Here is a 25,017-nt window from a genome sequence, read left to right on the forward strand (position 1 = left end):
TCTTATCATAACATATCATGATTCGATTGTGACGGTCTTCGTACTTTGTTCCCATTTCACATTCAGACCTAGTTGCTCCGACACTAAGCGTAGCGGAATTAAAGTCCTGCCTTCTTTAACAAAAGGTGCTACTTGAGAACTAATCATCTTCCCATTAAGGATAAACTCTTTCTTGCCCACGGTCAGATCGATCATCTTGCTTCCACGAAGAACCGTTATCCTCTGGTTAGCGGCATCCCAACTCGCAGTCCCACCAAAAGCGTCCAGAACAAAGCGTACAGGAACATAAGTCGTATTATTGGCCATAAGCGGAGCGACATCTATCGCTTTCTTCTGACCATTGACAGTCATGGACTTGAGACCTATATTCATCGTCGCTTTTGCTTGAGGTAGATTAGCATCACTAGACAGCGAAGGCATCGTAAACTTAATGTTATCAAAAGAAACTTTACCCGTTAATGCTCGCTCATCTTGTCCTTCTTCGACATTGACCACATATAATCTTTTCAACTGAGCTGGGAATTTAATATTACTTCCACTTAAATCTACATTAATCGTCTTCCAACCGCTCCAGTCAATCGTTTTGGCAAGATCGATATATACCGTCTTTCCATCATGATCTATCAGTTCTGCACGAAGCCAGTTCAGACTCTTATCTCCCTCTACATCTAAGGACATCGATGTCGCGGTGGCTGGTATAGCTTTACCTGTTGTACCATTCAATTCACCATAAGCGTACATCTTGCCACTGCCTTTGGTCATATCATACTGAAGCTGCATTACCTTCGAATTCGCATGATCGCCACTACCTTGGGTAATCGTTGCTGATCCCGTTACTTGTGCCGAATTACTTGTGAATTTAATCGGATAGCTCACATTCTCGAAATTCTCCCATATACTTTCTGTTGCAGATCCAGAGAGAACTACGACCGTACTAAATCCGTCATAACGTCCAATAGCATAACCTACTTTAGCATTAGCATCCACGGAAGAGACTGTTAGCTGGTCATCTTGTACCTTTCCTTTAAATCCTATAAACTCCCATTTCAGAGCACTCGCCGAAATTTTCTTACTCTGTCCATCTTTCGTTGTAGCTGTGACAGGAATAGACACCTTCGTTCCTGCCTTCAGTAACGCACTTGAGTTCGCTATGCTTAGACTTGAAATCTCACTTGCACCTAGCACTTTCACTTCCATACTCGTCTTGGCTTGACCACTTTTGGCAGTAATAGTAGTTGTACCTGGTTTAACGCCAACGATCTTCTGTCCACTAACTTTTACATTACTATTACTAGCGGTCCAACTTAGATTACTTTGAGTCACATCTATCGGATTATAATACGTATCATATCCCTTAAGTGAATAGGCTACTTCCTGTCCTATTAGTAATGAAGTGCCTCCACTGATCTTGAACCCTTTCAACTCTCCCTGTTTCGCTGTACTAAATACACCCATTGCATTCACGACACTTCGTTGAGTTGTGCCGTACTCCGTATCAAAGGTTAACACGGTGTTCGATTCAGCTAAGGGACGATTCATCATGGTTGTAGAGCCACCACCATCTAGATTCATGCCCTTCCATACCCCGATATTCACCATGAACGTCTGAAGCTCAGCTAAGGACATCCCAGAGCTATTCCCGTTCTTCTCCGCTGCTACGATATAGGCATATCGCCCATCCTTCGAGTAACCTAGCGCCGTCCGTGAGCGGACACCAGCAATCGTACTGATCTCACGTGTAAAGGCTGATGCTTGACCATTATTAACCAGAAGCGTATGTCCACCAATCATCGTCTGAATTGAGCTAGGATCAAGTTGTTGTCCTGTAGTCTCCGAGCGAAGCATCGATTTAACGTCCAATGTCTGCCCCACAGTGAAATGTTCATTCGCAAAATTAGCCGCTGTTCCATGCGTCCGCAGAATGTACCCGTCTTCCGGCACGGATATAGATAATCCGCCTTTATTGGATATTTGAGTAATAACACCATTCTGTACCAGTATTTCTGTAGGTGTAGATAGGCTGTCTTTAGGACGGTCTGTCGACGCCCATGCGCTAGTATACATATACATAGCGTTAACATGACTATAGGTAGATCCTGTACCTTCAGGATAATATATTGTTTTATTAATACCGGACAAAGGGAATTCCGCACCATCTTGCGCTGTTACCGATCCTTCAAAAGCGAATTCGTCAATTAGCGGTTTCCCATCTGTCGTAACTGCAAAGGAATACATCCCTTTCAAATCGGCAGGTGTCGACATCAGAACGCCATCCGTAATTTGTCCACCAAGAGGCGCTCCTTGAGCTCCTTCTCCACTTGTGATGAAATAATCACCATTTACAGCAGCCACAGCTCCATTCTCCTTAGCCATGCCTCCTGTACTTTGTTTGGTAGTGAACTTACCATCCTTACCGTTCATTACATCAAGTTTCACATTAGGATTGTTAAGATCCACTCTGATCACATCAGCCAGCGCCTTAGCAGTCGATCCAGAACGCGTCGTCGTGAACTCATATTTCATAAGTATAGCTCCAGAGGTAATAATCTCCTCTCCCAGTTTCTTAACCGTCGCGGAGGCTGCGCTAACTTCGGAACTTGAATAAAGACCGTTCAGCGGTATACCGCTACCTAGTACTGGACTGATCCATAATAAGCCTGCCATCGTAATGACAAGCCACTTTTTACCTGTCGATCTAACCACTCTACTCTGATTGTCTTCTATGTTACTTTTCATGAAATGTAACTCTCCCATCTTAATTAGCGAAGTTATATAAACTACACAAAACTATTGTCTATGAATAAGGACTACATCTAATAGACTGTTTTTAAGAGAAAAAGTTACGAAAATGATAGATTTAGTTCGAAAAAATATGAATATACCAAAAAAGCGTAAAGGAATATTCCTTTACGCTAAGAGTAATACTCTATGAAATAACTAAGAGACCCTAGTTCCTCATCATTAAGGAAATAGGGTCTTGAGGTCTTTAAATATTAATCGAATGCAATTGTACGTTTCTAAGTCTTATAGATAACCTACCGTAACAAGTAATCTCTTCAACATCACAGCCGCTTGAGCCCGTGTGGCGTTTCCTTTAGGTTGGAATGAAGTCGGTGTCATCCCTTGTAATATACCTTCTTGAACGACCTTAGCAACCGACTCTGGCGATTGAATCTTGGCACGGTCCTTAAATGCCTTTAGAGTCTGCGAAGGCGTCAGAGATAACGTACTCTTATATCCTGTGTAATTCATTGCACGAACTACCATAATCGCCATTTGCTCTCTTGTAATGAAGCTACTTGCTTTAAATGATCCATCCGGAAAACCGCTAATAATTCCAGCCTTAGTAGCTGCACCAATATAGGCACCTTCCACCGATGTTGTTGTAACATCTCTGAAGCGCGCAGCTGCCTGTGCGTCACCGTTAAGACCTAAAGCCTTAGCAATAAAGACTGCGAATTCGCCACGCGTTATGTTCTTGTTCGGTGCAAATATAGCAGAATTTCTTCCACTAATAACATACTTTGATACTAATTCATCAATGACATCTTTGGCCCAATGATTATTTAGATCGCCAAAGAACTTCATAGATGTTATGCCTGTAACCATATAATTTCCTTTGACGCTGGCTGTTAGAACCGAATTTCCATTCCAACTTGTGATCTTTGTAGGTATGAATGATATTTGATATACCGATGGATCATAATATACCAGTGTCGAAGTTGCCACTGGTGCTGCGCTAGCTGTACGCAGAATATACTCATTCTGTGAATCTAACGGCACGGACTGCTTAGATAGAGTATTCACTGCCGTTGCATAGAAATCTGTTGTCTCTACAATGACACTGGATCCACCTTGTCCCAACTGACTTAGAGTCGCTGTAGCTGAATGACTAGGGACCTTCTCCATTTGAATGGTAATGGCAATATTTGAAGGTACTGTGCTTAAACTTTGCGTGATTTTGGCTATATTAATGTTTCGAAGCGGTATGCTGTATATGCTATTCTCCAATTTAACAGCAATTTGAGAACCCTGATCCCTTGTATAGATCTCTTGTAGCGTGGTCAAAGGGATACTTACATGCGCTGCCTTCTCCGTTGCTGGCACTTCAAATACGACAGTGCGGTTATTCGTATTCGCTATCCGCACATAATCATAAGCCGCTTTCAATTTACTATCATCCAGCGTGTAGCTCAAGATAGATTGATTGAAACGAGATAATCCATTCGTCGTAGTTGCAGCATTGGAACTTAATGTGAACATGGCTCTACCAAATTCATTTGCGTTTAGTAAGCCCAGACCATTAGGCATTGTAGTACTCGTAGTATTATTCTGTGTCTGCTTATTCTCAACTTCAAGCTTATAGAATGAGGGAATGCTATTACCTGAACTACTTGTTATTGCGCTCGCACTTCCATTGAAGCTAACATGAACCTTATTCCCAACATTCACCCCTGAAGATAGTTGAAGCGTCACCGTATCTCCATTCAGACTGATCGATTGATTGGCACGACTCACATCATCTACACTCACCGCGAATAACCTACTCAACGCGTCATTACTTAAAGAAGTAGTCACATTTGTGGTGAATTGGAGCTTCAGCGTATTCCCCGTGATCGAAGCTGACTTGACCGAAGGTACCGTTGTACTTGCAGATACCGTTACAGGCTCTAAATTAATATACCCTGCAGGATTACCATTAAGATCTGTAATACTAGAAGTACTATAACCTGGTACATAGGAGAGGGTTATCTTCTGATCCTTGGTGAACGAGGATGCTAAAGTCAGAACCACCCGATCCTCTATAACCTCAATCCCCGTCACGTAAATAGGTATATTGTTAGCCAGTACAGACCATTGATTCTTGGCTGGTAAATTGCTACTCTTGAGCGCTTCGTTATATTTAATCGTAATCTTGTTGCCAGAGCCTTCCGCTCCTGTAAAGACTGGAGCCTTGTTATCATAGGGATTTCGGATATAGAAGTCCTTGAATTCAGCAATATTCAGCCCACGATAGTCTTGAATTGGGTATGAACCAGATCTATAGGATAGCTTAACCACATCCCCATCGCGAACAGAACTGTTTAGGGTGAGATATAACATAGATCCACTTTGAGAGATGCTCCGAATCCCCATAGAGCTGCCGTCAGCGGTCACGGTAAACTGCTCATAAGCATTACTCGAAGGTGACTTCAGACTCTCATTAAATGTCAGAGACAAACTATTCCCATATATCGTTCCTTCTCTTGGCTTAGGCAAAGCCGTGTCCATCCCATTCGATACTTCCTTCAAAGAGAACGTAGCCGCCTTATTCAGAGAAGAGTCTTGAATTGGATTACCTAGATTTCCATTGTAAGAGATGAAGATCTTCTGCCCAACAGCAACACCAACCTCAAGTATAACGTAGACACTCTCACCACTAGTATAAGCGTTGCTTACACGGCGACTCTCATTATTGACGGTGACGGTGAAATTCGATCCATTTAAATAACCTGTACCATTCAGTACCTCATTGTATACAAGGCGAATCGTTGTATTGTTTTGCATTGAGACACTCTGTAAGACAGGAGGTATCTTATCTACAGATACAGTCCTGAAATTCCATTGCGAACTTCCTGTGATGCCCCCGAAAGTCTTATTAGGGTTGCTATAATCTACTAATGTATCTGACCCAATCTCCACATAATAGTTAGAATCGGATTCTAATGCCGTCATCGGCGTGAATCGAACTTGAGAACCATTAATCGTAGGTCTACTGATCGCAATGGAGGCTCCGTTGGCTTTCTTCAACGTAATCCTATTGTTGTAAGTGCCGTTCTTAAACGCAACGTTATTACTAAAAGAAACGACCAACTCAGGAGTTACGCTAACATATGTACTCCCATTCGATGGGGACATACTATAGATACTTACTGCCCCCGGAGAGACAGGAGCAGCGACGGTTGTAAAGGACCAATCACTTCCACCTACTGCTGGTGAAGGATTAAAATAAATGTCCTTGTACGCGCCTGCTGGAACCGTTACGTTGTAGGTTGTTCCATATAATAGCATTTGACTGGATAACGGAACTGTAACAACACTTACTCCAGCTACGGTATTGATACTTGTTGAGCTCACAGGAATCCTAATAGCTCTAGAATCCGTCGTTACTCCAGGGGAAACTATAATGTCTCCACCGCCACTTACTGTCACGATACGGTCAAATGTCAATTGCATAGTAGGATTAATAGGTACTGCCGTTGTCCCTTTTATAGGTAAAAGAGATTTAATGCCGACAGCTGGACTTTTGGTAGAGAATGACCACAACTGGCTACCTACTAATTTAGCATTAGATGATTCTATAAAAGCTCCATTATCTATCAATAGTTCATACGAAGTACCCGCCTCTAGCTTCATATCATCGATGTTATCAATCTTAATGGTAGCTTCTGTATTATTTGCATTAAATTGAACTGCTTGGCTAAGTTCCTTCCTCACAACATTACCGGGCTTCTTGATAAGCTTAATCTTACCCGTTCCTTTCACCACTGGAGCGCTGAAATTCACCTTGAAGTCAAGTGAGGTCTTTCCAGCTAGATCAACCGTCTGTCCATCAAGAGAGAAGGTAGCTGTTACGCTACTATCCTGAGTCGCCGTCGTAAATGACCACTTAATGGCTTCAGAGGTGTCATTATTACTTGGATCAATAAAATATCCTGCCGGAATATTAACCTCATATTTCGTATTATAGGCAATCTGTGTGTTCACAGGTAATATAATATCGACAGCAGTATTTGTAGGGATAGTCGGAGTTGAAGATACAACGTTCCCTATCATGGTAGTTACCGCGGAATTAACAAGAGCAGTACCATTAATCACTATGGGTTCAATGGGCGTAGAAGCTGAATTATTCTTCTCTACCTTCCCTTCGAGCTCTAAATGAAGGTTCACAGTCATAGGATCTACATTAACTGAAGAATCTATAGGTGATGTATTCGCAGTTATGACTTTAGGCACTGCTGCATATGCTGTATTATTTCCTATTCCAATTCCCGATCCCGCACCCAATACAATTTCTACCGCTAATACTGCGGCCATTAAGAATGATAACTTCTTCTTCATATAAATATAAATCTCCCCTCAATCTACTGATCATATTCTTCTACTTCATGACATAAACTCTTATTAAATCAATCAACGCTATGTATTCAAACAACCATTGTCGCCAAAAGATAGTCCTATTCCTTATTTCGGCTAAAACACCCTCATAGTTTAGTAGAAAATACGTTAAATCACTTCATTCCTATCATACTATTAACTACAAAAAGGACACGTGCCATTACGCACGTGCCCGGATCAAGCATTGAATTCTACTTAACTATAGACCAGCCTGTTCTCTCAATACACTTGCCTTATCTACTTGCTCCCAAGGTACATCGAGATCAGTACGACCGAAATGTCCATAAGCAGCAGTCTGTTTGTAGATAGGACGACGTAAATCAAGCATACGGATAATGCCAGCAGGACGAAGGTCGAAATTATTCTGAACCAATTCCACTAGCTTCTCTTCACTTACTTTACCCGTTCCATAAGTATCTACATTAATCGATACAGGTGTAGCCACTCCGATAGCATAAGCTAGTTGGATTTCTACTTTATCAGCAAGACCCGCAGCCACTAGATTCTTAGCTACATAACGAGCTGCATAAGCTGCAGAACGGTCTACTTTAGTTGGATCTTTACCAGAGAATGCTCCTCCACCATGACGTGCATAACCACCGTATGTATCCACGATGATCTTACGTCCTGTAAGTCCTGCATCTCCTTGAGGTCCACCGATAACAAAACGTCCTGTAGGATTAATGAAATATTTCGTCTCAGCATCGAGCAATTCCGCAGGAACAACGGGCAAGATAACATGTTCTTTAATGTCAGCTTGAATCTGCTCAAGTGATGTATGTTCAGCATGTTGAGTAGAAACAACAACTGTATCTACACGTACAGGCTTATCATCTAAATATTCAATTGTAACTTGTGTCTTACCATCTGGACGTAAGTATTCAAGTGTACCGTTCTTACGAACTTCCGCTAGACGACGTGCAATACGGTGGGACAATGCGATAGGAAGTGGCATTAATTCAGGAGTTTCGTTAGTCGCGAAACCAAACATCAAGCCTTGGTCTCCTGCACCAATACTTTCTGTTTCCTTATCCATTTGATTAACGTCACGATTCTCAATGGCAGCATTAACACCTTGTGCAATATCAGCCGATTGCTCATTCAAAGAAGTCAGAACCGCACATGTATTATAGTCAAAACCATATTTGGCACGGGTGTAACCAATTTCCTTAATTGTATTTCTAACAATAGCCGGAATATCAACATATTCGGAATGAGTGCTAATTTCTCCAATAACAAGTACAAGACCAGTAGCTACAGCTACTTCACACGCAACACGTGCATTGGGGTCATTCGCTAAGAATGCATCCAACACCGCATCAGAGATCTGATCGCAAATTTTATCTGGGTGCCCTTCGGTAACGGACTCAGATGTAAATAAATGACGTCCTTTGACAGACATAATGTTAATACCTCCTTAAACTTTCTTATATAAGGACACTATACATTTCTCTGAGTATTAAGCAAAAAAATGAACCTTCTCCGAATGGAGAAGGTTGCTTGTACAATCCTCAATGGTCATATTAACGTAATTGTCTATCTGTGTCAATCATCACATCCATATTCCGTGAATAAAGTAAATAAATTCAATTGTATATTTTCCTATATTAAAGTCTGCTCCGCTTGTTGGATTAGGCGCTTTGTTATCTCGCCACCAACGGACCCATTTTCCCTTGAAGTTAGATGACCTCCATTATAGCGACCACTATTGGACATTCCACCTGTCTGTCCCAGGTCAGAACCAAATTCAGTATCCAACCCACCAAGTACACCATATCCACCAACATTTAATCCAAATTCAGCAGCAATCTCATACTTCATCTGATTGATCATATGACGACTTTCCGGTACGATTGTCCGATTATTTCTAGCCATTATATATACACCTCCTGCATGATGTTCTTGCAAGAGTATTATTTGCAGTATTGTTGTAATTAGACGTATAAAACATTGTTACTATTGGGAATAATAAGGATAGAGGTTAATTAATCTGATTTCCATAACGAATAAATATTACTCTTGTTAATCTTACTATTATCCATCGGTAAAGACTCTCACTTACTCTTATCAATTTGTCTCGAATTGAGGAAAAGGATTAATAAATACATTTCCCTAAGTAAATACGCTAACTATATGTGATTAATCAAAAAAAAAATGTCCCAAAGCGAATTAACGCTTTGAGACATTCTTTAAAAATTAATTAGTAATAGCTTTTGAAAGTGATACATTGCGATCGTCATTACCTACTACATTAGCAACAGTTAAAGTTTTTCCTACAACATTTGAAGAAACTTTAATTGTTAGTTTGTTTGCAACAAAAGTGACATCAGCACCAGGAATAACGGCGCCATCGATTTTCACTTCACCGTGACTCTTAATTCCAGCTCCAGTAAACGCTACTGTTACAGTAGAATCACCAGCTGGAGCTCCACCCTTAAGAGTAACTGTTCCAGGAGTTACTGCACCACCAGCTGTTTGTTCTGCTTTAACAACAGAAGTAGCGGTAGTATTAACTTTATCCGCGATATCGTATGCAGTTGCCTTAAGACCATAAGTAATGACAACTTTATCCGTTACGTTTTCAACAACAACTTCAGCATCATCATCAGTTCCAGCAACCAACTCAACAGAAATTGCATTGCCTACTGTTCCTTCTGTTTTAGCAGTAAACTTAAGATTTCCTTGTGTTTCATTAGCATGAGTACCCGGAGTTGATGCTACATAAGTAGGAGTACCAGCTTCAACCACAGAAGGAGCCACATAGTTAGCTGCTGTGTAGTAAACATCTGATTCTAGAGCCTTTTTACCATTAGTAGCTTGAAGGTAAGTAGCATCCTTTTTCACCTTAATGGAATAACCATACTGATAAGATTTATCTTTGAAAGTAATAACTAAATTGTTACCATCAACTGTAGTAAAGTAATCAGTAAGAGCCTCTGCATCCTTAAGCTTAGAACCATCACCAGCTAAAATTTTAACATCTAGATCGATAGCGTAACGTTCGTAGAACTTATCTCCAACAGTTTTCTCTTTAAGAAGTTCTTTATTAAATGGCAATTTCACAATACCATCTGTTTGAGACAGTAAATTATCTTTAGAAGCTGAAACTTTCGGTGCAATGCTGTCAGTTGTATTTACACTACTGAATTCAGCAACTCTGTTGCCCGCTAGAGTTCTCAAACTGTTACCTGCTCTAAGGGATACAGTAGTACCAGATGCAGGAAGATCTCTGCTAGTTGTAATTGTAACTTTAGTTCCGTCAATAGAAACGTTCGAAACATCTCCATTAAGAACAGTGAAATCAGAAGCATTTGCTTGTGCAATCACTTGGTTGAAGATAAGTTCAATTTTTCTGTAACCGTCTTGTTTTACATAGTCAGCCTTGGTTGTATCAAGACTTGCTACCTTTTGAGAAATTTTTCTTGTAGAAGCAAAATCAGTAAGGACATTACCAGTTGCAGTTTTAACACCTACTGCAGAAACACCACGAACCGTTCCACTACCAGATCCACCATCAACAGGGAACGTTACACTAGTACCATCAATATTTTCTGGAAGCACAATTATTACCGACTTACCATCTTGAGCTGCACGAACTCTTGCTTCAGAAGGCAATGATTTAACTACAGTACTATTTTCATTACCAGATTTAGAGAAAGTCAGGTAGTAGTTAGATGGATTTTCGATGGATGCTAGATCCATTTTTCTGTCAAATGTGATTGCAATTGTACGATTATCGTTGTTAGCATCAACTGGAATATTGACAGATGCATACGCAGAATCAGATACAACAAATGTAGTGCTGTAATCTTCAACAACATTAGCTAATACAGTTTTATCTTTAACGCCAGATACTTTAAGAGTATAAGTTCCTTCTTTAAGATCTGAGTAGAATGAAAGTTCAAACACTTTATTATCTGTAGAACCTGCAGCACGCTCAACAGATTTCACTGAAATAACATCACCATCGCTGTTTTTCACAGTGTAGTGTTCACGTTTACCAACAGTATCTACCGCTTTATCAAATCTAATTTCTACCTTTTTATCTGCGTACTTCACATCAGCTACTTTAGGACGAACAAGATCAACAGTAGCTACAACCTTGTGTTCTTTAACAACGATTTCGTTACCGGAATAGTCTTTCACACCACTAACATACAAAGTTGTTTCGTACCCTGGTAGACGATTTTCTGTGAAGTCTACTTCATATACGTTTCCAGAAATTTGCTTGATAATACCTTTTTTGTTATTATCACCAGACTTCCAGTAGAAGCTGTCATTCGATACTGTGCTAGCGTCAACATCTTCGCTGAAAGTAACCGTTACTTTTTCCAAAGTTGCAGTAATTTCAGTTACAGTAGGAGCTACTTTATCTTCAGCTACAGTGAAATCAGTAGTAGCAGATAAGGACTTCAATCCTGCATAATCTTCAACCAATGCAGTTGTCAGTTTATGTTCTCCAAGTGTAAAGTTACCAGCATATTCTTTCAAGATAACTTCTCTTTCATTAACACCCTTAGTAACGGAACCAACGAACGTTTTGTCATCAAGTCTGAAGTTACTGGAGCTTACATCTTTCACTGGCTCAGAGAATGTTACTTTAACTGCTTTGTGACCCAAAGCTTTCACTTCAGTAACTGTTGGCAAAGTGTTATCAGAAGATGAGAACTTCACTTCTGATGAGCTCAATGCTACACCAGCGGATTTTACATTTTTAACTACAATTTTATAATCTTGTGCTTGAACAAATTTATGTCCATCAGCAAGCAACAAGCGTACAGTTTTGCCATCTTCCAGCAAAGTAGCGGATGAAACTTTCTTACCACCTTGATCGACGGAGTAGTTATCTTTGTCAGTAGCAGTTACTTTGTCTACTTTACCGTCAAAGTTAACTTCTACTTCTTTCAAGTTAGTGGAAGTTACTGATTGCACTTTAGTAGCATCAGTTACAACATAAGTAACTTTAGTAGTGATTTCTTTACCAGCAGCATCTTTGAAAGTTACTTCAGTTTCTTTGTTAGCTTCAAGAGCTTTTTCCAAAGTTACTTTAACAACTTCTTTGTTGGAAAGAGTAAATTCTACTACTTTACCACCTTCAGATACTACATAAGAAGCTACAGTAGGAACGCTCTTAATTTGGTCAACAGCGTAAGCTGCTTCTACTAGCAATGAACGAGTTGCATTCGATTGGAATTTAGCATCTTTAGAAACTAATCCAGCTTCGATTGCCGCTTGAACATAACCTTTAGCCCAAGTGGAAGCACTGTTGTCTACAGTTGTTGGAACTTCAAGTTCCAAAGCGCGTGTTAGAACAGTTGCCATTTCTTCAACAGTTACTTTACCGTTGTAATCAAAGATTTTCTTAGTTACGTTCTTACCTTCCATGATACCTGCAGCAGATACTGCTTCGATATAAGGAACAGCCCAGTTCTTAGCAGTGTAACCTTTGTCGTTATAAGAAAGAACGCCAGTTACTTCTTTCAATCCAAGAACCTTAGTGATAACTTTCGCGAACTCAGCGCGAGTCATTTCTTTTTCAAGACCAGCTGTACCATCTGGGTAACCACTGAAAATACCTTTTGCTTTCAATGCATCAAACTTGTCTTGTGGTGTTACCGCAGTATCACCGAACGCTACAGAAGCAAACATTGAGAATGCCATTGCTGTAGATAAAGCTACGGATAAAATTTTCTTCATAACCTTTTTTTCTCCTCCTTGGGGAAACATAACATTATTATTTTTATTTTTATTTTCATTGAATGGGCTCGTATTACTCATTTGTCGTTGCACCCCCTTTCTAGAGTTGAGCATGTAAATATAAATGATGTCTGTGATGATGTCACAGAAACTGGTAAACGGAATCATACAAAAATAGAGTAGCATCCTATCCTACCTAGAGTATTATACAATGGGTCCAAGTTCCCGTAAAGATAAATTTTCTAATTTATAGATAACTTTCTTTATAAGGACAATCTTGGATTGGCTCCATCATTAAATGACTCTAATACTTAGACGCATGGGTTTCTAAAAAGTTGCACCTTTTCTAAAAAATAATTTCATTTTTGTCACCAAATTTAAGAAAACCCTTGAAAACAGTGATTAAATTCAATACACCTCAGATATTTATAACCTATAATATCCCAGCCAAAACATACATGAATAATAAAAAAGACGCCTCACGGCGTCTCCTTACTTATTACATTTAGCGAATCTTCATAGCCAACTGAATAATTTGTGCCCGCATTTCCGGACTCCCATTCAGATTCTCATACATATCTTCAATAGGATGTTTGTTCTCGCGGTATGTCTTCTCATGCTTAATTGTCGAGTGTGACCATTCAATTAGTGCATTCTCAGCCAATACCATGTCATTGTACGCATCATGAAAACCTGTTTCTAGGACTAACCCTTCCATAACCTGTTGAGTGATCTCTGTTGTCTTACGTGTAGACTCAATCTTCTTCTCCATGACACTTGCTCTATTCTCAAATACGGTTTTTGCTTTCATATAATCCATCTGAGCTTTAGAATATATCGATTTCATAAGATAGCCTTCACCCTTCAAAAAAAATTATGTTCTATCATTATTGTATATTAAACTCGTTCAAATTACAAAAAGATGTAATTGGAAATAGCGAGGCCCTTATACAAAGAGTCTGCATAAGAGCCTCAAAAGCCTTTAATTGAAGTTTTTAGGGAATATATCCGTAGACTTCTTAAGCAATTCAACAGCAATCTTGCCAGCCTCAGCGCGAGTCAGATTACTTGTCGGATTGAAATTATAAGAAGGCTTCTTCGCTCCTGCCACCGTAATAGCATCCCCTGACATAATCTTTGCACCGCTAACAGCCTGAACTGCAGGTCTAGCATAATATTCGATCTTTCCACTGTCCAAGAAGGACTTGGATAGGGTTGCCTGCAATTTACTATCATTTGCTGGTAGCTTTAATTTCAAAGCTCTCGATATCATAACTGCGGCTTCTTGACGAGTAATCGGCATGTTAGGCGAGAAGAAACCTTCTGTTCTTCCTGTAATGATCCCCGCTCTTGCTGCCGTTTCAATGTGATCGAAATCCCATGTTGCGGTTTGCGAAGCATAAGGAACATCAAAGAACGTCTGTTGTTGCTCATCTGCCGTAATTGGTAAGCTTAATCCTTTGACTAACAGCGTAGCAAATTCGCCGCGCGTAGTCTGATCATCTGCACCAAATGTATCTACTCTCAAGTTTTCCATAATCCCTTTTGAATACAAAGCATTCAAAATGTTCCGAGCCCATGGATGATTCGTAATATCACTAAATCCTTTGTTCATCTTCATGATTGTATAATAACCAAACTCATCAAAAGGAACAGTCACTGTACGCTTCTTGGTATCTACCGTACCTGGAATCCGTTCCCACTTACCATATCCCCCTACATCTGTATAACGGAATACGGTGATCAATGATCCCGCCTCATCTACTAGATTGGAATCATAACTTAATTTCAATGTCCCACGCTTTGAAGGAACGAGCTTACGGACTTTATCAACATTGGTGAAGAAGCTTTCTGCACCCAAATAGGAATACGGTGTAATCCCATTACTAGCTGCTAGGTATGGCTTGCTCGTGTTGCCCTTATCCCCTAGCTCACCTAAACCAGCGCTAATCCAGTAAATATCAGATACTCTTGTGAAATTATACGTACTCTCCGTAGAATTAAATCTCATCAAGTAGCTATCAGGAATTGTAATTGTGTTATATTCGCCAGCTCTGTTAATAATCCCACCATAATCGTTACGTCTCTCAACGATACCACCGATAGGATCGGCAACTGCAAATAACAGCTTCGTATCAGGATAGAATTTAGTGATTCGGTTGTCATTCATCACTGCTGACTGCATGACCGTCCCCTTAGGAAAATTCAATTCCAGTTGCTTATTAAATATACTGTACTTATTAGTGACCTTTGGAGCCATATACTGTGAATCAATAGTCACTGTTCCCGTATAAAACACATCAATGGAGTCATTGATAGTAGAACCCGGTCTGACAATTTGTATCTTGACCTTGTTAGACTTGTCTGGCTTCAGGCCTACATAATCATAGATAAAGCGATCTTCTTCTCCCTTAACTGTGCTTCTTGTAGCTTCCGCTTTGTCAATAATGACTTTGGTTGCTCCCTCTGCTTCAATATCAAAATGAAGGAAGTTTTTATTCACTACATATTTCCCGTCAACAGTCGGTTGTGGTGCAATGATGCGATAAGGTGCCAATTGTCTAGTAATCTCTAGACGCTGGGTTGTACGAGCTCCTGTATCGTTAATTAATTCCAATGTATATATATGTGTCCCTGGTAATTCAAATTTCAAATTCATAATTCGTAATATAAAATCATTCTCATTCCCAATAACTTCATACAGCTTGCCAGGTTCGTTCGAGACAGTTCCACTCAATGAACTGTCGATCTCCGTTGTAGCTGTAAAGGTTTTGGTATATATTTTCTCAGATCCAAACAGTACATTAACCGTTCTTACACCACTACCTCTGACTAGCAAATCATATTGTTGCTCGCTGGTAGTATACTTGTCGCTCTCATAGGTAAACTCAGTAGGCAATGTGAAGATGCTTGCAATTGCTTTATCCTTCGCATCCGTTACTGGGGAGTCAAACTCCGTTGTTGTAGGGAATTTAGCACGAGTTTGTTGCTCATCAGGTACTTTACCTGGTGCAAATTTCTGAATCGAAGATACATTTTCATCATTAATATAAATTCTCAATGTTTTGGTAACTACACGCTTGTTCCCTGCATTATCCATAGACGTGCCCGTAAATACAATGGTATTCTCACCAAATACGAGCGGTCCAAGCTTACCGTCTATTTGTAGGGTTTCATTAAACTTATTAGCGTTTAATGTAAGATTATTTTTGGTACCATTTACGAAATACTCCGCATTGGAGATATTCTCAAATCCAATATATTCACCCGTAATGATGAATTTAGCTCGATCTGGAGATGTTTTAGAATTAAATGTATACGTTTGTCCGTCATACCAGTTGTCTACACTGATGAAGTTTTTGGATACATACGTAATTTTCGCTATATATGGGGAAGATGCTGCATTCGGTGCAGAAGCATCTTCAAAGTTAAATCGCACCTCTTGCTCCCCGTTTGAGAAGCCCGTGATCTTGTATACATTGCTATCCGAGGTAGTTTCTATTTTCAATCGCTTTGTGCCAATTGGCAAGTACTCGGCTATCAGAGCGCCAGAAGGAACCCCATCACTCTTCACTAAAATATAAAATTCGCTTGAGCTTACTGTTGCACCGTTTAAGGGCAGTTGCGTTTGATTTGTTAAATCGGTGTTGGAGGTACTATACTCAGGTAAATATTTCATGTCAGTAATAACCGTCTTACCTGCCAAATAGTTAAATTTAGCATCGTAATTGGCTGTAAACTTCCATACCCCACTATCTTTACCATACTTAATCGTAACTTGGGGTGACTGCTTCGTATTTACATTTCCGGTTAGTGGATCTGTCGCAAACTGAAATGGTGTTGTTTCAAATGTAACCAGCCGATATGCTGGTAATCCATTTGATCCTGGAATCTCAACTTCCGAACCCGCTGTAGGAATGAATACTTGTTTGTCATCCTTCAGATTCGAATTTAACATTCTGGAGATCGTTACGGTCTGACCATTAATTGTTATTTCTGAATCCGTCTCAAATGGCGTTGCATAATAAGGAAGAATCGCCTGAATAATCAATGGCGCTGATGTCATGCCTAATTGTGTTAACGTAGGATTATTATTAATTAGATTATGTTCTTTCGCGCTTTCCATAACATACATATCCGTAAACGGTTGAGCTTGACTGAAATAGTATATGTCACGATTAATTGTTAATGAATCTGATGAATTCTTGAACACGATTTGTAATTTATTCAGCCCTGGTGACAGAACCAGTGGCGGTGTCGCTAACTGATTGTTGTAGATATCGGTGGAAAGAGGCGTCCCCCCGTTGACTGATACCGTTGCCTTAGTTGTATTGTACACTTCTCCGATTAATGAAATTCTTGCTCCTTCCACTACAACTCTTGTGCCTTCATTCAAGTTGATAGCGTTAAGCAAGCCTCCACCTGATACAGATAATTTAGAAACATACGGAACTTTGTCATATAGTACATAGAAAGACTCTGATCCCTCTTGATTCCCTAACTTACCTGTGAATGTAATTCTATTCAGACCAGGATACAAAGTAAGATTTGCAGCTGTAAATCGGCTTTCAGGAGCTGAAGTATCTTTCTGTACTGTACCTGGAACGGAATGGACCTTGTCAGGAACCCATTGCTTCACAGTCGTATTCCAGTTTAACAGGTCAATTTGAGCTTTCAGTCCATCGCCTGATACCTTAGAATAACTACCATTAATAGAGATTGTAGGACTACTGGTAATAAATACATCCTCTCGAAGATTTTCTTTATCAAGAAGACCACCGACTTTTATTGTATTACCAACACTCCGGTCATCAGGACTAAAATAAGTTGTTGTAGTGTAATCACCAGGGGCTGCACTCACTTTCTGTACAAGACCCGCTGGGAACCACGATACGATAAGGGTCAGTAAAACAAGCCAAACTAACGGCTTTTTCATTCGTTGCATGTATAAATCTCTCCTTTTCCATGTTCATTTTATTGATGCTCCTGCAACAATGTTGTCAGGAACCGCCCAAAAGCGCACTTACTTTAGTTATCGGTGATAAAGCCACAAATTTGTAGGGAAATGATGAAAAAGATTCCTATTTAAATTGAAATGATGAAATGAACGAGAGAAAATCACCCTACTCCTAATAAACAAAGCGCCGCCTCCCCTCTATACTACTAATGAGGGAAGACGGCGCTTTTGGCACATCTACTTAATTCAAGCTATTGAATTTGTCCGCTATTTCGAGCTGCGTTCCGTATGAGCCTTCATACGCAATCTCGAGAGTAGACTTAGAAGTGGCTTCGTGGTCAAGCCAATCAGGCCTATAACTTCAGCTCCGATCTGCATGAAGAACATCATAATACAGATGACTACAAAGGTAACCCAGTTCGCATCATAGAATGCAGCGGATGATTGAATGACCGCTAGAATTCCAAAGAAAGCAGCAATGCTGTAAATAATCAGTACAGATTGACGATGACTGAATCCGAGTTGCCGTAAGCAGTGATGAAGGTGACCTTTATCTGGTGCAAATATGGGCTTCTTCTGAACCCAACGACGAATGATTGCAAAGAAAGTATCTGATAACGGTACGCCGATAATAATTAATGGCGTCATGAAGGATACGATTGCTACTTGCTTGAATCCAAGCAACGATAACATAGCTAGACAGAAACCTAAGAACAATGATCCAGAGTCACCCATGAAGATCTTAGCCGGATGGAAGTTAAAGAATAGAAATCCAATAATTGCACCTAACAAAATCATACACAAGAGCGCTATCATCATATTCCCCATAAGCAGGGACATGACCAGAATCGTTCCAATGGCAATTCCCGATACACCTGCCGCAAGTCCATCTAGACCATCAATTAGATTAATGGCATTCGTTACACCCACGATCCAGAATATAGTGAGCGGGATAGAAATCCAACTCTCTAGATATTTGAAGTTATCTTGAAAGGGAATGTTTACAAAATCAACCGATATATCAAAACCGAAAACAACCACACATGCGGCTATAATCTGTCCCAGAAGCTTTACTTTAGCTGATAGCTCAAACCGATCATCCAATGCACCAATCAATACAATCATGGATCCACCAACCACGAAGGCTTTGATGAAGTTAGCATCACGAAGCGATAAATCAGCAGCTACAAAAGGTAATACTAGAAAAAGTGCCAGTATGAATGCTAAATAAATTCCTAATCCGCCAAGACGGGGCATAACTCTTGTGTGCACTTTACGTGCATTGGGAACATCTATGGCGCCAACTTTGAATGCAAACTTCTTCACTTGTGGCGTTAACAAGAGCGCAAGTCCCAAGGACAGGATCAAGCCGATGATAGACATCATTAACATTTAATCAATCAACCTCCATTTTTCTCTAACGGAGTAAATTATACTCCGTTAGAAAAATAAACACCAATCGTCTATTTCAGCAATTTACTAAGGAAATCGCCCAGATTCGTTCATTTCACGTAAGTTTTGTTACATTATCTTTGTCCCGAAGTACTTTAACTACGAATTGCGGCAACGCAAGCATTCTCCGATATCTTGTTGGCTCTCGTAACAAGCGATATAGCCATTCCGCACGAAGCTTTTGGAATACCTTAGGTGCTCGCTTACTCTTACCTGATATCACATCGAAGCTACCTCCAACGCCCATCATTAATGGGACTGCTAGCTCATCCTTATGACGAGCAATCCAAGGTTCTTGTGTATCCGATGCTCTAGCCACGAAGAGGATGTCTGGCGACAATGCCCGAATGTTCTGAATAATCGTATCATCTTCATCAGGGCCGAAAAATCCATCATGATATCCAACGATCTTGATCATCGGATATTGAATTTGTAATCTGCTCGCTGTTTCTTGAATCACTTCTGGTGTTGATCCGAGCAGATACACCTTCCATTGATAGTTTTCTCCAACTCGTAACATTTCATGTAGCAGATCAAACCCAGCTACTCGTTCCTGTACAGGTTGTCCCACCTTAGCGGCTGCCCATACAACGCCCGTGCCATCAGGAACGACTAATTCAGCATTCCTCATAATCGACATATAAGACGGATCTTCAAGTGCAGTCATTACCATAATAGGGTTAGCTGTAATTACTTGATGAGGAACATGAGAGTTGATCGCATCCGTTAAGTACTGTACCGTATCACTCATTCCCCATCTGCATACAGATATTCCATAGATAGAAACGGTTGATATTTTCTTTAATTGATTCTTATTCATAACTGATCACCTTCTGGAAGACATGTATTCAATAATAACCTTCGCTGGTGCCTGTGCTTCTTGCTTCAACTGAGCAATCTGCGGTGCATGCGTCTGGCGCCAGGCTTCTTCATGGAACAATAATTGCTCAATGGCCGTAGATACCTCTTCAGCTACCAAAGTTGAAGTTGACCCCGCAGGATCCATATCCAACCGCTTGAGAAAATGGTTAATCTTCGGATCATATGAGATACCAACCATCGGCACTTGAGCATTCGCCGCATAGATCAAGCAATGAAGTCGCATACCCAGTACCAACTGACAACGGCTAACCTCTAGCAACATGTCCTGTGGGTGAATAGCCTCTTCACATATACTCATAGAACTCCCATTCGATGTTAACGCACCCAGACGGTACATAATAAACTTAGAAGCCTCTACATCGGAAGGATGATGAAAGGGTAAGAAACGTAAGTGAACAGGTTGTTTGTTCATAACCAACTGTAGCCCGTCTGCTATAGATATAAGCTCCTTGCGATCTTTCTCCCAATAACGAACGGATACACCAATGATAGGTAATCCTTCTTCATTATAACGTTCTACTTGATCCAACGCGAGTTGGCCCTTCACTTCCTGTAATCCCATCACGGGATCAGGTACTACTTGGATCGCCTTCCCTTGTAATCCCATCGTTTGCAGTAGCTCTGCTGATTGCGTATCACGTACAGATACGTATTCACATTTGTTAAATACAGATTTAATCATCGGATGAAACAAACCACGGCTTACAGGTCCTACACCTTGTGAATAAATAAATGTAGGCTTCTTCATCCACTGAGCTAATTTGATGACACCCAAATAGTAAGGAATTGTCTTAGAACTGGTAGCATCCTGTAGAAGGCTTCCGCCTCCACTGATTAGCCCAGAGCTGTTCTTAAGAGCTTGTCTTACTTCACCTAGCTTCATACGGTGTACAGCTTGGACACCATATGCCTTGCTTGTCCATTCTGGATCTATAGAGAGCACAACAGGCTGAATGTTAACGCCCATTTCTTCGCCCTGAACCTTCAATGCTGTTAGGATCGATTGAAGCACGGCTTCATCTCCGCTATTCTTGAAGCCATAATATCCTGATATGACTATCGTCTGAGGAGTGGCGACCATCGTTTCCAACACCCTTCTGCAATTTGCCATGCCGCAACTGCGACAAGTCCAATAACGAGTCCAAGTCCTAAACCTAGTAAGCCACGAACTAACGACAACATCATAGGCGTGTGAATATGTGCGAATGTATCTACGATGGATAATTGTCCAATAGAAGCAATAATCATAACGAAGATAGCATTTCGATATTTAAATGCCATGAAGGCGCCCAATATAAATAGTGGATGTGCCATCAGGAATTCCTTGTTACGTGGACGAACACCGAATGTATCTTCCATAATAGAGCGGAAGGACATTTCAAGCGGAGTTACACTACCAGCATTACCTGTACGGCTTAAATAGTACATACCGATCACACCAATGATTCCGGCTACAACAACACCAAGAACTGTAATACGAACATGTAACAATTTACGCATGTCGTTCACAATCTGTCCTCCACGATAGAGAAGAACATATATACCTGTCAGGATAATAGGAGCAAAGTGTAACAAGCTAACCCCACGGAATTGCTCTAACACCAATTGATACGTAACATTATTCAGTAGAGCAATCACAAAGGGAACCGCACAGAGTGAAAGAATAGACGTCTTAATATATAGAACAAGTGTATGCGTTAATCGACGACTATTCTTCATATCTAACGTAGACTTGTTCACTTCATTAATCTTGCGTATAGCCAATATCATCGCAATAGTCGGAGCACTAATGGCTACAAGTAAAGCCAATGCCTGTTCGAATAATGTAGGTCTCAGAACATATAATCCCGCACTTCCAATCAATCCAAGTACAAACGCCGGAATGGTCAGAATCGGTAGGAAACAGGACACCATAAGCGCGATAAAAGCCAGTCCACCCAATACAACGATCAACTTCAAATAATGCTGAAGTGTGGAATCATAGACGGTAAAAGCTGTAGCCTGTCCCATCGTAAAACCATTACTCTCCATCTTACTAATAGCATGGCCCGGCTCTTGCAAGCTATCAATCAGATTATCTAGTGGGTCTGTTATCGAAGCTTTGAGCGTGTTACGCGTTGGAGCTGCGTTAAGATAGAACATACGAATGTTACGATCTTTACTTGCAAGCGCCAAGCGATCCGCAATAACATCCACACTTAGATTGGCGTCCGCTTCACTTAATGAATACAAACGTACGACATCATAATCTATAATATACGCCAACTTGTTAAATCCAAGCTGCGGCTTCTTTAAGTTCTCAATAGCTGAAATTCCAATGCCATGTTCTTTAAGCAACCTTCCAAAGGAATCTAGGCTCTTCATCTCCTCTTGGTCGTTGAATCCCTTAACGGATACACCTTCAAACAGAATACGCTTAACGCCTAATGATTCGTAATAAGAAAGTAATCTCTCCATAGATGCTTCGTCATAAGGCATGCTATCACCCATACGAGGCACAATAGTGAATCCTTTGTTATGCAATGTCTCTATAGTGATCGGATCAGACTGCATTGATTTAAGTACGGCATTCTCCACTGGCGTATCAATGATAAGCGCACGTCTACCTTGGAACGTCCAAGATGTGACATCAATTCCTAATCCGCTGAATGTTCCATCAATAATCGGAGATAACTTATCTGCGGTTTCTTCATTCGAGAACACAACATAGGTTAGATTATCATTAGCTGGTGGTACCTCTTTATTCAATTTAGCCATTTCATTGCTGTTATATAGCGTGAGTCGTCTAGTCTGTTGAAATTCATTCAACGTACTCTCAAACATTGCCATACTGCCAATACCAGCAGCTTGCAATCGATCTAGCTGTTGATTAATATAATCCTGCGGATGAGCCTGATAGGCTGCCACGTCCACTAAGTCGCGATAATCAAATACTAATTCCACTTGATTAGAAGATGTCTCCGTCTTCCAGCGATCATACGCCACAGGTAGTGCCGCCACGATCCCTATAACGACAAGAATCCATAACCATTTACGTGATGTAATGCTCCAACGCTGCCATTTACGATGCACTTTACAAGTACCTCCTCATTCTTGCTCTAATACTCCTTATGTACAAACTACGTACACAAGGAGTCCTCAGAGCTGTTTACGCGTCTACGCGTGCCATAACTTCACGAGCTAATGATGTAATACGTTGTTGTGCATCCATTATAGATTCACCCCGAACTGCAAAATACACTTTGATCTTCGGTTCCGTACCCGAAGGTCTTAGACAGAACCATGAACCATCTTCGAGCATAAATTTCAACACATTTTCTTTAAGCAGACCCTCTAGCCCTAAAGAATAATCAAGGACCTGCTGCATACGCACCCCAACAATTTCTTGCGGTGGGTTACTGCGCCAATCTGTCATTTTAGCCTGGATTTGGGCTACACCATCTTTACCCATGAGTGTTCGGGATTCTAAGCTTTCTTGGAAATAACCAAATTGCTCATACAATTCCTGTAGTACATCATATAACGTTTTACCCTGAGCTTTGTAGTAAGCTCCTGCTTCTGCAATCAGTAATGAAGCAAGTACGGCATCCTTGTCTCTAGCATAGTTACCTGCTAAATACCCGTAGCTTTCCTCATATCCGAATAAATACGTATACTCACCGGATTGTTCATATTGCGTCATTTTCTCACCGATATATTTAAAGCCTGTCAGCGTATTGATCACTTCTGCACCATAATACTTGGCGATGGTTGCACCCATCTCACTCGTTACAATAGTTTTAATTACCAGTCCATTGTCAGGTAGCTGTCCCGCTTCCTTCAATTGACTCAGTAGATAGTGAATCATGATCGCACCCGACTGATTTCCTGAGAGTACTTCGTACTCTCCTAACTTATTCTTAACGACAGCTCCCATCCGATCACAATCGGGATCTGTTCCGATTAGAATATCTGCGTCTATTCTCTGTCCTAGTTCTATTGCCAGTGTAAAGGCTTCACGTTCTTCTGGGTTCGGTGATTTAACTGTCGAGAATTCGGCATCAGGCTGTTCTTGTTCAGGCACTACATGTACATTTGTAAATCCAACAGACTCTAGAACACGGCGAACCGGAAGATTACCTGTACCGTGTAGTGGAGTATACACAATGGTGAAGTCTTGGCCTAACGTGGAACGAATAAGCTCAGCATTCACACTGGTCTGTGCAACGGTGTGAACGAATGCTTCGTCATCTGCCTCTCCAAGCCATACTAGTAGTCCTTCTGCTTCCGCAGTAGCTTGATCCAAACGCTTCACAGCGGCAAAAGCTTCAACCTCTTGTATGTATTTAATAACTTGTTCCGCTTCGTGCGGAATAAGCTGTCCACCTTGATCGTTATACACTTTGTAGCCATTATATTCGGGTGGATTGTGACTTGCTGTCACTACGATCCCACCTGTTGCCCCTAAGTGACGCACACTGAACGATAATTGTGGTGTTGTACGCAAAGAAGGAAAGAGCTTCGCAACGATGCCATTACCTGCCAATACAAGCGCAGCTTCCAAAGCAAATTCAGGCGAATAATGTCTGGAGTCATGCGCAATAACAACAGAGGGTTTACCTTCAGACTCTCCATGCTTCGCCAGAATATACTGTGCGAAACCTTGTGTAGCTTTACCAACGGTATAACGATTAATACGGTTGCTACCTGCACCAATAATACCGCGAAGTCCCCCTGTACCGAACTCCAAATCTTTATAAAAGCGATCTTCTAATTCATTTGGCTCATTCTCAAGATCTCGAAGTTCCTGCTTAGTAGCCTCATCAATATGTTTGTCTTGAAGCCACTCCTGAATTTGATCCTTGGATTGCTGACTTAACACTGTCATAAAA

12 protein-coding genes are annotated in these 25,017 nt (G+C 40.7%); all 12 read right to left on the minus strand.

The window, feature by feature from the left end:
- Window positions 1-15 precede the first annotated feature (15 nt).
- The gene (locus tag UB51_RS20190) at window positions 16-2,736 is read right to left on the minus strand and encodes a stalk domain-containing protein (RefSeq protein WP_044878827.1); all 2,721 of its coding nucleotides are present in this window, start codon (window positions 2,734-2,736) and stop codon (window positions 16-18) included.
- A gap of 288 nt (window positions 2,737-3,024) precedes the next feature.
- Window positions 3,025-7,101 (minus strand): Ig-like domain-containing protein, encoded by a 4,077-nt coding sequence (locus UB51_RS20195; protein WP_052676020.1) that lies wholly within the window; start codon window positions 7,099-7,101, stop codon window positions 3,025-3,027.
- Window positions 7,102-7,357: 256 nt separating this feature from the next.
- Window positions 7,358-8,560 (minus strand): methionine adenosyltransferase, encoded by a 1,203-nt coding sequence (gene metK, locus UB51_RS20200; protein WP_044878828.1) that lies wholly within the window; start codon window positions 8,558-8,560, stop codon window positions 7,358-7,360.
- Between the two features lie 200 nt (window positions 8,561-8,760).
- Window positions 8,761-9,033 (minus strand): alpha/beta-type small acid-soluble spore protein, encoded by a 273-nt coding sequence (locus UB51_RS20205; protein WP_044878829.1) that lies wholly within the window; start codon window positions 9,031-9,033, stop codon window positions 8,761-8,763.
- A gap of 321 nt (window positions 9,034-9,354) precedes the next feature.
- Window positions 9,355-12,936: an S-layer homology domain-containing protein gene (locus UB51_RS26595; RefSeq protein WP_052676021.1), complete on the minus strand. Its 3,582-nt coding sequence runs from the start codon at window positions 12,934-12,936 to the stop codon at window positions 9,355-9,357.
- A 424-nt stretch (window positions 12,937-13,360) separates the two neighbouring features.
- Entirely contained in the window at window positions 13,361-13,702 is a 342-nt protein-coding gene (locus UB51_RS20215; protein ID WP_044878830.1) for a hypothetical protein, read from the minus strand.
- A 135-nt stretch (window positions 13,703-13,837) separates the two neighbouring features.
- Window positions 13,838-17,800 carry an S-layer homology domain-containing protein gene (locus tag UB51_RS20220; RefSeq protein ID WP_044878831.1) on the minus strand — a complete coding sequence of 1,321 codons (3,963 nt, stop codon included), beginning with the start codon at window positions 17,798-17,800 and terminating at the stop codon, window positions 13,838-13,840.
- A gap of 279 nt (window positions 17,801-18,079) precedes the next feature.
- On the minus strand, window positions 18,080-19,204 hold the full coding sequence (locus UB51_RS20225; protein ID WP_044878832.1) for an MraY family glycosyltransferase: 1,125 nt from the start codon (window positions 19,202-19,204) through the stop codon (window positions 18,080-18,082).
- Window positions 19,205-19,319: 115 nt separating this feature from the next.
- Window positions 19,320-20,084 (minus strand): WecB/TagA/CpsF family glycosyltransferase, encoded by a 765-nt coding sequence (locus UB51_RS20230; protein ID WP_044878833.1) that lies wholly within the window; start codon window positions 20,082-20,084, stop codon window positions 19,320-19,322.
- Between the two features lie 6 nt (window positions 20,085-20,090).
- Window positions 20,091-21,227, minus strand: coding sequence for a polysaccharide pyruvyl transferase CsaB (csaB, locus tag UB51_RS20235; RefSeq protein WP_044878834.1), 1,137 nt, complete (start codon window positions 21,225-21,227; stop codon window positions 20,091-20,093).
- The gene (locus UB51_RS20240; protein ID WP_044878835.1) at window positions 21,203-23,218 is read right to left on the minus strand and encodes a DUF5693 family protein; all 2,016 of its coding nucleotides are present in this window, start codon (window positions 23,216-23,218) and stop codon (window positions 21,203-21,205) included. The genes csaB and UB51_RS20240 overlap by 25 nt, the downstream gene beginning before the upstream one ends.
- 76 nt (window positions 23,219-23,294) lie before the next feature.
- A complete protein-coding gene (locus UB51_RS20245; protein ID WP_044878836.1) occupies window positions 23,295-25,013 on the minus strand; it encodes a phospho-sugar mutase in 1,719 nt (572 codons plus the stop codon).
- Between the last annotated feature and the right edge of the window lie 4 nt (window positions 25,014-25,017).

Origin of the sequence: Paenibacillus sp. IHBB 10380 (assembly GCF_000949425.1) — a bacterium.
In the GTDB taxonomy this organism is placed as follows: Bacteria; Bacillota; Bacilli; order Paenibacillales; family Paenibacillaceae; genus Paenibacillus_AQ.

Coding starts and splice junctions, on each gene's coding strand:
- UB51_RS20190 (WP_044878827.1), bottom strand. CDS start 2,736: ATGAAAAGTAACATAGAAGACAATCAGAGTAGAGTGGTTAGATCGACA.
- UB51_RS20195 (WP_052676020.1), bottom strand. CDS start 7,101: ATGAAGAAGAAGTTATCATTCTTAATGGCCGCAGTATTAGCGGTAGAA.
- metK (WP_044878828.1), bottom strand. CDS start 8,560: ATGTCTGTCAAAGGACGTCATTTATTTACATCTGAGTCCGTTACCGAA.
- UB51_RS20205 (WP_044878829.1), bottom strand. CDS start 9,033: ATGGCTAGAAATAATCGGACAATCGTACCGGAAAGTCGTCATATGATC.
- UB51_RS26595 (WP_052676021.1), bottom strand. CDS start 12,936: ATGAGTAATACGAGCCCATTCAATGAAAATAAAAATAAAAATAATAAT.
- UB51_RS20215 (WP_044878830.1), bottom strand. CDS start 13,702: ATGAAATCGATATATTCTAAAGCTCAGATGGATTATATGAAAGCAAAA.
- UB51_RS20220 (WP_044878831.1), bottom strand. CDS start 17,800: ATGCAACGAATGAAAAAGCCGTTAGTTTGGCTTGTTTTACTGACCCTT.
- UB51_RS20225 (WP_044878832.1), bottom strand. CDS start 19,204: ATGTTAATGATGTCTATCATCGGCTTGATCCTGTCCTTGGGACTTGCG.
- UB51_RS20230 (WP_044878833.1), bottom strand. CDS start 20,084: ATGAATAAGAATCAATTAAAGAAAATATCAACCGTTTCTATCTATGGA.
- csaB (WP_044878834.1), bottom strand. CDS start 21,227: ATGGTCGCCACTCCTCAGACGATAGTCATATCAGGATATTATGGCTTC.
- UB51_RS20245 (WP_044878836.1), bottom strand. CDS start 25,013: ATGACAGTGTTAAGTCAGCAATCCAAGGATCAAATTCAGGAGTGGCTT.